Origin of the sequence: Streptomyces sp. NPDC053431, assembly GCF_044544925.1 — a bacterium.
Classification (GTDB): Bacteria; Actinomycetota; Actinomycetes; order Streptomycetales; family Streptomycetaceae; genus Streptomyces.
Genome location: NZ_JBITXX010000007.1, coordinates 101,045 through 110,642, shown reverse-complemented (window position 1 = coordinate 110,642; position 9,598 = coordinate 101,045). Strand labels below are relative to the sequence as shown.

Genomic DNA, 9,598 nt, shown 5'->3' with positions numbered 1-9,598 from the left:
GTGGGGCCGAGTGCGTGACGTTCGGCTCAGCGGGCTCGATCGGGCGGCGGGCACGGCGGCGGTGACGGGCACCTTCGGGGATGACGGACGCGGTCGGGCTGCGCTGTCCCGGGCGGAGCGGGGTGGATCTCGGTTGGAGGGGGCAAGGCGGGGCGGAGCGGGGCCCGGGAAGCAGAGCGGGGCGGGCCGGGCGGAGCGGGGTGGGCCGCGGCGCGTATGCGACCGGGGAGGAGCTGGGGCGGAGCGCGTGATGCTCGGCTCAGCGGGCTCGATCGGGCGGCGGGTACGGCGGCGGGGACGGGCACGGTCGGGTGGGCCCCGCCCCGGTCGCATACGCGCCGCGGCCCGGTCCCTCGGGGAGGGGCCGGGCCGCGGCGGGTGATGCTCGGGCGTGCTTACGCCTCGGGTTCGGCGGTCGCCTTCTTCGCGACGCGCTTGCGCGGGGCGGCCTTCTTCGGCGCCTCCGCCGGCTCGACCGCCTCGGCGGCCTTCTTCGCCGTACGCCGACGGGTCGGCGTCTTCGGCTCCGACGCGTCCGGCGCCTCGGCCGCGACGGCCTTCTTGGCGACCCGCTTGCGCGGCGCCTTCGGGGCGGCCTCGACCACCTCGGCGACGGCTTCCGTGACGGCCTCGGCGACCTTCTTGGCGACCCGCTTGCGCGGTGCGGCCTTCTTGGGCGCCGCCTCCGCGGTCTCCGCCCCGTCGACCGGCGCCTCGACGGCGACGGCCTTCTTGGCGACCCGCTTGCGCGGGGTCTTCGGCGCGGCCTCGACCACCTCGGTGGCGGCCTCGGCGACGACCGGCTCGGCGGCCTTCTTGACGGCCCGCTTGCGCGGGGCCGCCTTCTTCGGCTCCTCGACCGGCGCCGTGACGGGCGCGGCGGCCGGGGCGGCCTCGACGATCACCACGGCCTCGGCGGCCGGCGTCGACGTCACCGGGCTCGACACACGACGGGTCGCGCGCCGGCGGGCCGGCTTCGGCTCCTCGACCGGGGCGGCCGGGGTCTCCGGCTCCTTCGGTGCCTCGACCGGCGCCGACGGGCTCGTCACCGGGCGGGTGACGCGGCGGCGAGCCCGCGGCCCGGTGGCCGCCGACTCGGTGGCCTGCGCCGGAACGGCGGCGGTCACGGCGACGACCGGAGCGGCCTTCGGCTCCGCGGCGGGGGCCGGCGTCGGCTCGGTCGTGGCCTGCGCCGGCACCGTGACGGTGGCGGCGAGCGCGGCGGCGGCCGTCTCGACCGTCTGGAACGTCACCGTCTCCTCGGCGACCGGACGCCGCACGCGACGCCGACGCGGGGCCGGCGCCTCGACGGGGGCGGCGGCACGGGCGGCCGGGGCGACCGCCGTCTCGACGGTCTCCGGGCGGGCACCGCCACGGCCACGGCGACGCCGGGGCCTGGCCTCGGTCACGGCGGCCTCGGCGACGGGCGCCGGAGCCTCTGCGACGGTGGTCGCGACCGGCGCCTCGGCGGCCGGAGCGGCGACGACGGTCTCCGTGGCGACCGCCGTCGCAGCGACGGTCTCCGTGGCGACGGTCTCCGTGGCGACGGCCTCGGCCGTACGGGTGTTGCCCGAGCGGCTACGGGTGCGGCGCGCGCGGGTCCCGGTCGCGGGGGTCTCCGTGGCCGGGGCCTCAGTCGCGACGGGCTCGGCGGCCGGGCCCTCGGCGGCCGGGGTCTCGACGACCACGGTCTCCGTGCCGGCGGTCTCGGCCGCGCGGTCGGCGGAGCGGGTCCGCGTGCGGCGGGCGCGCGGCTCGGCGGCGGGGGCCTCGGCCTCCGGGGCCTCGGCCGGGGCCGCCTCCGCGACGGCGGTGGTCGCGCCGGCGACCGGGATGCCGGCCGACGCCGTGTTGCCGCGGGTGCGGCGGCGACGGGGGCGGCGCGGGGTCGCCGGGGCCTCGGCGCCGTCCGCGTCGGCGGCCGGGGTCTCGGCGCCGGGCTGCTCGGGAGCGTCCGCGAGGTCCGAGCCGCCGCGGGTGCGGCGACGCTGGCGCGGGGTGCGGGTGCGGGCCGGGCGCTCCTCGGTCTTCTCCTGGCGCCCGCCGCGGGCACGGCGGCCGCCGGGCTCGCCGAGATCCTCCAGCTCCTCCGCGTCGAGACCGGCGCGGGTGCGCTCGGCGCGCGGCAGGATGCCCTTGGTGCCCTCGGGGATGTCCAGCTGCTCGTAGAGGTGCGGCGAGCTGGAGTAGGTCTCGACCGGGTCGTTGAAGTCCAGCTCGAGCGCCTTGTTGATCAGCTGCCAGCGCGGGATGTCGTCCCAGTCGACCAGCGTGATCGCCGTACCGCTCGCGCCCGCGCGGCCGGTGCGGCCGACGCGGTGCAGGTAGGTCTTCTCGTCCTCGGGGGACTGGTAGTTGATGACGTGCGTGACGCCCTCGACGTCGATGCCGCGCGCGGCGACGTCGGTGCAGACGAGCACGTCGACCTTGCCGTTGCGGAAGGCGCGCAGGGCCTGCTCGCGGGCGCCCTGGCCGAGGTCGCCGTGGACCGCGCCGGAGGCGAAGCCGCGGCGCTCCAGCTGCTCGGCGATGTCGGCCGCCGTGCGCTTCGTACGGCAGAAGATCATCGCGAGGCCGCGGCCGCGGGCCTGCAGGATGCGGGCGACCATCTCCGGCTTGTCCATGGAGTGGGCGCGGAAGACGTGCTGCGCGATGTTGCGGTGGGTCGCGCCCTCGTCGTCCGGCGAGGTGGCGCGGATGTGCGTGGGCTGCGACATGTAGCGGCGGGCCAGGCCGATGACGGCGCCCGGCATGGTCGCCGAGAACAGCATGGTCTGGCGCTTCGCCGGAAGCATGTTCATGATCTTCTCGACGTCGGGCAGGAAGCCCAGGTCGAGCATCTCGTCCGCCTCGTCCAGGACCAGGGCCTTGACGTGGGAGAGGTCGAGCTTGCGCTGGCCCGCCAGGTCGAGCAGTCGGCCGGGGGTGCCGACGACCACGTCGACGCCCTTCTTCAGGGCCTCGACCTGCGGCTCGTACGCCCGGCCGCCGTAGATGGCGAGGACGCGCACGTTGCGCACCTTGCCGGCGGTCAGCAGGTCGTTGGTGACCTGCTGGCACAGCTCACGGGTGGGGACGACGACGAGCGCCTGCGGTGCGTCGGTCAGCTGCTCGGGCCGGGCCCGGCCCGCCTCGACGTCCGCGGGGACGATGACGCGCTCCAGGAGGGGGAGGCCGAAGCCGAGGGTCTTGCCCGTACCGGTCTTCGCCTGGCCGATGATGTCGGTGCCGGAAAGGGCGACCGGAAGGGTCATCTCCTGGATGGGAAAGGGGGAAACGATGCCGACGGCTTCCAGGGCCTCGGCCGTCTCGGGAAGAATCCCGAGGTCTCGGAACGTAGTCAGGGTGCTGCCTCTTCTGTGAGACGCGGCGCGAGGCGAGCGATGGGGGTCTCACCGTGCCGGGAGCCTCCGGTGCGATCGGGAAGATCGTCACCGGGTTGGCGCGGGACCACTGCCGTCGCTCGAGCGTCGTGCCGCTTGAGGGACCCTTCGGCAGGGCGCCGGAAGGGCTGTCGGGCCGGAGCCGATCGGGCCACCGACCGGGCATCCTCATTCATGAGTCGGCCTACGGGGTACGTCCGAACGTGCGAAAGCATGTCCGCATACTCAGCAGGCGCATTACCACTGTACCCCGGAATCGCGCATGTGTGTCGGGAGAATTCCCGACGAGGTCGCGGTCACAGTCACTGACCAGGGCCTTGGCCCACCGGCGGAGCGGGCTATTGTGCGCTTCATGGAGACGCCTGACAACGCCACACCCACCGGTATCGCCGCCCAGGACTGGGCGACTGCCTCCGCCGTGCCTCAGTACCGCGCCGCCGTGATCGACCTGCTCGGCGCGCTCGCGTACGGCGAGCTCGCGGCCTTCGAGCGGCTCGCCGAGGACGCCAAGCTGGCGCCGAGCCTCGCGGACAAGGCGGAGCTGGCGAAGATGGCCTCCGCCGAGTTCCACCACTTCGAGCAGCTGCGCGACCGGCTCGCCACGGTCGAGGCCGAGCCGACCGCGGCCATGGAGCCGTTCGCGAAGGCGCTGGACGACTTCCACCGCCTGACCGCCCCGTCCGACTGGCTGGAGGGCCTGGTCAAGGCCTACGTCGGCGACTCGATCGCGAGTGACTTCTACCGCGAGGTCGCGGCCCGCCTCGACTCAGACACCCGGGCGCTCGTGCTCTCCGTGCTCGACGACACCGGCCACGGCAACTTCGCCGTCGAGAAGGTCCGTGCCGCGATCGACGCCGATCCCCGGGTCGGCGGCCGCCTCGCCCTGTGGGCGCGCCGGCTGATGGGCGAGGCCCTGTCGCAGGCGCAGCGCGTGGTCGCCGAGCGCGACGCGCTGTCGACGATGCTGGTCGGTGGCGTGGACGGGATGGCCGCGGGCTTCGACCTCGCCGAGGTCGGCCGCATGTTCTCCCGGATCACCGAGGCGCACACCAAGCGCATGGCCGCGCTCGGCCTCGCCGCCTGACGGACCGGCGTCACCTCACCCGGTCACGCCGCGGGTCGGTGGGTACGCCGCGGCTGTCCGCCCTCGCACACCGCGGGGATGGCGGTCCGCCGCGGCCGGCCGTCCGCACCTCGGCGGGTCGGCTACGCCGCGGCTGATCGGCGCAGCCGTCGCGAGGCCGGCCGCAGCAGCAGCGAGAGCAGCACGGCCGCGACCGCGACGGCGCCGATCAGGGTGGCCAGGAAGAACCCGGGACCCAGGGCCCCGTGGGTGACCAGGGCGCCGAAGACCCCGCCGAGCGTTCCCGTGACGAGGACGACGCCCCGTGCGGGGAGGCGGTCGGCGAGCCGGTGCACGGCGGCCCAGGCCAGGGCGAAGCCGAGCAGAGCGGAACCGAGGGCTTCCAGGAACACGGCGAATCACCTCGCGTCGGTGCGGGGCGGGCAGTTCGGTCACTCCCGTCCTACCCGGTCACTCGTGATGACAATCCTCCCCGTACGCCCTGACGTGCGCAGACGGCGGAGGGACCGGAGACGCACGGTGGCGGGACCGGACGACGCACCGGGGCGGGACCGCACCCCGGGCGGCGGCCGTCCGCGGCCGGACAGACGAAAGGCCCGGTGGACTTCCGTCCACCGGGCCCCGCTGTTCCTGTCCGCCGATCAGAGCGCGCCGAAGCCCACCCGGCGCACCGCCGGCTCACCGAGCTCGACGTACGCGATCTTGTCGGCCGGAATCAGGACCTTGCGGCCCTTCTCGTCCGTCAGGCTGAGCAGCTGCGCCTTGCCGGCCAGCGCGTCGGCCACCGCGCGCTCGACCTCCTCGGCGGACTGTCCGCTCTCCAGCACGATCTCCCGGGGTGCGTACTGCACGCCGATCTTGACCTCCACGGCTATGTCCCTCCGAACGGTCAGCCTTGCGCGTGGATCCCGCGCCGTACCTGCCACACATTAGCCCGGTGAGGGGACGGAGCGGCGCGGGCGCGGAACGCCAGGAGCGAACAGACGCGCCGGGCCGGCGCGGGCCTCAGTGCCCCTCGGCGCTCAGCTGTCCGTCCGCCCCGTGCAGCGGGAAGCCGGCGATGCCGCGCCAGGCCAGCGAGGTCAGCAGGGCCACCGCCTTGTCGCGGGGGACCGGGGACTCGCTGGAGAGCCAGTAGCGGGCGACGACCTGCGACACGCCGCCGAGGCCCACCGCGAGCAGCATCGACTCGTCCTTGGCGAGCCCGGTGTCCTCGGCGATGACGTCGGAGATGGCCTCCGCGCACTGCATCGAGACCCGGTCGACGCGCTCGCGCACGGCCGGCTCGTTGGTGAGGTCGGACTCGAAGACCAGCCGGAAGGCGCCGCCCTCGTCCTCCACGTACGCGAAGTAGGCGTCCATGGTCGCCGCGACCCGCAGCTTGTTGTCGGTGGTGGAGGCGAGCGCCGTGCGCACCGACTGGAGCAGGGCCTCGCAGTGCTGGTCGAGCAGGGCGAGGTAGAGCTCGAGCTTGCCCGGGAAGTGCTGGTACAGCACCGGCTTGCTGACTCCGGCCCGCTCGGCGATGTCGTCCATCGCGGCCGAGTGGTACCCCTGCGCGACGAACACCTCCTGGGCCGCGCCGAGGAGCTGGTTGCGTCGGGCACGGCGCGGCAGGCGCGTGCCCCGCGGGCGTGCTGCCTCTGTCTGCTCGATGGCGCTCACGCCGCCTCCCAAAAATCGATCCATGCGCGCATATGCGTCGCGCGGCCATCGTACTTTTGGGTAACCCGGCTGCGCGCGGTGCGAGCGCAGAATTTCACGGACCGGACGCCCGGGGCGAGAGGCATCGGGCAAGAAGATGGTCATGCAATCGAACAGATCAGCAGGGGGCGACGGGGCTACTCGGCGGTAGCCGTGGGGTTACGCCGAGGCTGCGGAAGCCGGAAACCGGACCCGCGCCCTCATCCCGAAAGTGCGAGCACGCCGAAGCGACGCGCCGTGGTCGGGCCCTGGCTCGGGGCGCGTCGGAAGCCGGGACGAACCGGAGCCCGCCCGGACGTCAGCGGTAGTCCTCCTCGTCCAGCGCGACCACACGGGCCTGCTCGACGGCGTCCGCGTCGTTCGCCGACTCGTGCGGGATCTGACCGAGCGGTTCGTCCTCGCGCTGCTGCAGCTCGGCGTGCTGCTCGGCCGCGTCGGCCTCCGGGGTCTCCTCGTCGAGCACGACGTCCTCTTCCTCGGCGAATGTGTCCGGCTCGTTCGGGTCGGCGGTCATGCGGTTCCTTCCGGTCGCGATGACTGTCACCTCCGAGCCTAGGAGCTCCGTCGGCGCGCCGCACCCCCTCCTGTGACGCCACCCACACGCGCCCGGGCGTGATCGTCTCGTAATATCGCTGCCATGTCCTCGACCGAGCTGCCGGAAACCCGGACCGCCGCCTCACCCGCGACCCGGTCCCGCACCGTGCGGATCGCCGCCGGCGAGGAGCTGCGCTCCGTCGCGCTGCCCGGGCTCACGCTCACCGTGCGGGCCCGGCCGGGCGCGCAGCCCGGTCTCCCGCCCGCGCTCTACGTGCACGGGCTCGGCGGCTCCTCCCAGAACTGGTCGGCCATGATGCCGCTGCTCGCCGACCTGGTCGACGGAGAGGCGGTCGACCTGCCGGGCTTCGGCGACTCGCCGCCGCCGGACGACGGCAACTACTCGGTCACGGGACACGCCCGGGCGGTCATCCGGCTGCTCGACGCGGCCGGCCGCGGTCCGGTGCACCTGTTCGGCAACTCGCTGGGCGGCGCCGTCGCCACCCGGGTCGCCGCCGTGCGCCCCGACCTGGTCCGCACCCTCACCCTGATCTCGCCGGCCCTGCCCGAGCTGCGGGCCCAGCGCGCCGCGTGGCCCACGGCGCTGCTCGCGCTGCCGGGAGTCGCCCCGCTGTTCGCGCGGCTGACCAAGGACTGGACGCCCGAGCAGCGGGTCCGCGGGGTGCTCTCCCTCTGTTACGGCGATCCCGGCCGCGTCACGGACGAGGGCCTCCGGCACGCCGTCGAGGAGATGGAGCGGCGCCTGGAGCTCCCGTACTTCTGGGACGCCATGGCCCGCTCCTCGCGCGGCATCGTCGACGCGTACACCCTGGGCGGCCAGCACGGGCTGTGGCGCCAGGCCGAGCGGGTGCTCGCCCCGACGCTCCTCGTCTACGGCGGACGCGACCAGCTGGTCGGGTACCGGATGGCGCGCAGGGCGGCCGCCGCGTTCCGGGGCTCGCGCCTCCTGACGCTTCCGGAGGCGGGGCACGTCGCGATGATGGAGTACCCGGAGACCGTCGCCGCGGCGGCACGAGAGCTGATCACCGATGCCGCGCACCAGGCGGCGGCCGAGGGCGGGAGCTGAGCCGGACCGTGGGACGACATAGTCGCAAGGGCGCCGCTGCCCCGGTGGCAGACACCGGGCAGCGGGAGGCCGGCGGGCCGGGCCCGGGGACGGGACGACGCAGGCGCGACCAGGGGCAGCAGCCCCCGGCGCCGCCCCGGTCGCCCGGCCCCTACGACACGCAGGGTTACGACACGCCGACCCATGGCGTTCCGGGGTACGGCGCGCGCGGCCAGGCGGCCCCCGCCCAGGGCCCGCGCGGCCAGGCCGCGCCCGGGCAGGGCCCGCGCCGCCAGGGCCCCGGCCCGCAGGGGCAGCCCGCCCCGGTGTACGACACTCCCGCACACGGCGTCCCCGGCTACGGCGCCCCGCGCGGCCAGGCCGGCCCCCGGTACGACACCCCCGCGCGCGGCGTCCCGGGCTACGGCGGCCCGCGCCAGGCCGCCCCGGCGTACGACACTCCCGCCCACGGCCTTCCGGGGTACGACACGCCCGGCCGTGGCGCCCCCGCCGCGGGTGCGCCCGCCTACGACACGCCGATGCACGGCACGCCCCGCTACCGGGGGCCGTACGACACCGGTGCTCGCGGAGGGCATCCGGTGCACGAGGAGGGCGTGCCCGCCGCTCCCTTCATTCCCGGACCGCGCCGGGCGGCGCCGCCCGTGCCCGCGCCGGCGGAGCCCGACCAGCGCCCCGGGGAGACCCGGGAGGCGGCGGAGGGCGAGCAGGTCCCGCCGTCCACGGAGCGACAGCCGGCCCGGCTCGGGCGGACCCTCACCGGGATCGCGGCCGCCGCCGTCACCACCGTGCTCGCCGTGGTCGTGGCCGGTCAGGTGGCCGAGCGCGAGAGCGACGCCGGGCACAGCACCAGCGCGGCGGACGAGTCCGCGGACCGGGTCGACGCAGCGAGCCCGGCCTCCCGCTCGGACGACCGGGCCGTCCCGGCGAACCGGGCGCCGGCCGCCCCGCCGACGTACGAGCAGCTGATGGCCCGCCAGTTCCCCATCGACCCCCGGCTGAAGGGCTCGGGGGAGTTCCAGGCCGTGCCCGGTTTCGACAAGGCGCCCGGAAAGGGACGCAGGGTCCGCTACCGGGTGGACGTGGAGAAGGGACTCGGGCTCGACGGGGCGCTGTTCGCGCAGGCGGTGCAGAAGACGCTCAACGACCCGCGCAGCTGGGCGGGGCAGGGCGAGATGACCTTCGAGCGGATCTCCAGCGGCGAGCCGGACTTCGTGATCACCCTGGCCAGCCCGGGGACCACCGGCGACTGGTGCCGCAAGTCCGGCCTGGACACGACGGTCGACAACGTGTCCTGCGACTCCGCCTCCACCGAGCGCGTGATGATCAACGCCTTCCGCTGGGCCCAGGGCTCGGCGACCTTCGGCCCCGGGGCGATGCACGCCTATCGCCAGATGCTCATCAACCACGAGGTCGGGCACCGGCTCGGGCACGGTCACGTGAGCTGCCGTACGCCCGGCGCGCTCGCGCCCGTGATGCAGCAGCAGACGAAGTCCCTGGACATCGACGGCATCAGGTGCCGGCCCAACCCCTGGGTGCACCCCGGGAGCTGACGCCCCGTCGGTCGGACGCGCGTCCGACGGGTGAGGGGGGCGTCCCGGTCAAGCGGACGCCTCACCCTGACGGAGAGTGATCGAGTCGCCCCGTATCGCGACGGAACGCGACCACGGTGCGAAAGTTACGTGCATTCACCCCTTCCGGTGGTGGGGGGGGGGGGGGGGGGCCGCCCCCCCCCCCCCCCCCCCCCGCAGGACGAAGCACGACCCCCCCGGGGCCGCGGCCGAGCCAGCAGCCCCCCCCACCACCCGC

Annotated in this window: 8 protein-coding genes; 3 read left to right on the top strand and 5 right to left on the bottom strand. The window is 75.2% G+C overall.

Features of this window, described 5'->3' with window-relative positions; genetic code table 11:
• Positions 1-395: 395 nt before the first annotated feature.
• Positions 396-3,254, bottom strand: coding sequence for a DEAD/DEAH box helicase (locus tag ACIGXE_RS18800; protein WP_399748700.1), 2,859 nt, complete (start codon positions 3,252-3,254; stop codon positions 396-398).
• Positions 3,255-3,735: 481 nt separating this feature from the next.
• On the opposite strand from ACIGXE_RS18800, the gene ACIGXE_RS18795 reads away from it, so the two are divergent.
• Positions 3,736-4,467, top strand: coding sequence for a ferritin-like fold-containing protein (locus tag ACIGXE_RS18795; RefSeq protein ID WP_399748698.1), 732 nt, complete (start codon positions 3,736-3,738; stop codon positions 4,465-4,467).
• A gap of 122 nt (positions 4,468-4,589) precedes the next feature.
• On the opposite strand, the gene ACIGXE_RS18790 is transcribed toward ACIGXE_RS18795, so the two are convergent.
• The 4 genes from ACIGXE_RS18790 to ACIGXE_RS18775 all read right to left on the bottom strand — a co-directional run bounded on the left by ACIGXE_RS18790 (position 4,590) and on the right by ACIGXE_RS18775 (position 6,685).
• The gene (locus ACIGXE_RS18790; protein WP_399748696.1) at positions 4,590-4,859 is read right to left on the bottom strand and encodes a hypothetical protein; all 270 of its coding nucleotides are present in this window, start codon (positions 4,857-4,859) and stop codon (positions 4,590-4,592) included.
• Positions 4,860-5,108: 249 nt separating this feature from the next.
• Entirely contained in the window at positions 5,109-5,336 is a 228-nt protein-coding gene (locus ACIGXE_RS18785) for a DUF3107 domain-containing protein (RefSeq protein WP_399748694.1), read from the bottom strand.
• Between the two features lie 136 nt (positions 5,337-5,472).
• Positions 5,473-6,132, bottom strand: coding sequence for a TetR/AcrR family transcriptional regulator (locus tag ACIGXE_RS18780; protein WP_399748692.1), 660 nt, complete (start codon positions 6,130-6,132; stop codon positions 5,473-5,475).
• 337 nt (positions 6,133-6,469) lie between these two features.
• Positions 6,470-6,685 (bottom strand): hypothetical protein, encoded by a 216-nt coding sequence (locus ACIGXE_RS18775; protein WP_399748690.1) that lies wholly within the window; start codon positions 6,683-6,685, stop codon positions 6,470-6,472.
• Between the two features lie 123 nt (positions 6,686-6,808).
• Between ACIGXE_RS18775 and ACIGXE_RS18770 the strand changes: the two genes are divergently transcribed.
• Both ACIGXE_RS18770 and ACIGXE_RS18765 read left to right on the top strand, forming a co-directional pair.
• Entirely contained in the window at positions 6,809-7,792 is a 984-nt protein-coding gene (locus ACIGXE_RS18770) for an alpha/beta fold hydrolase (protein ID WP_399748688.1), read from the top strand.
• Between the two features lie 8 nt (positions 7,793-7,800).
• Complete coding sequence (locus ACIGXE_RS18765) at positions 7,801-9,342, top strand: DUF3152 domain-containing protein (protein WP_399748686.1); 1,542 nt, start codon at positions 7,801-7,803, stop codon at positions 9,340-9,342.
• Positions 9,343-9,598 lie beyond the last annotated feature (256 nt).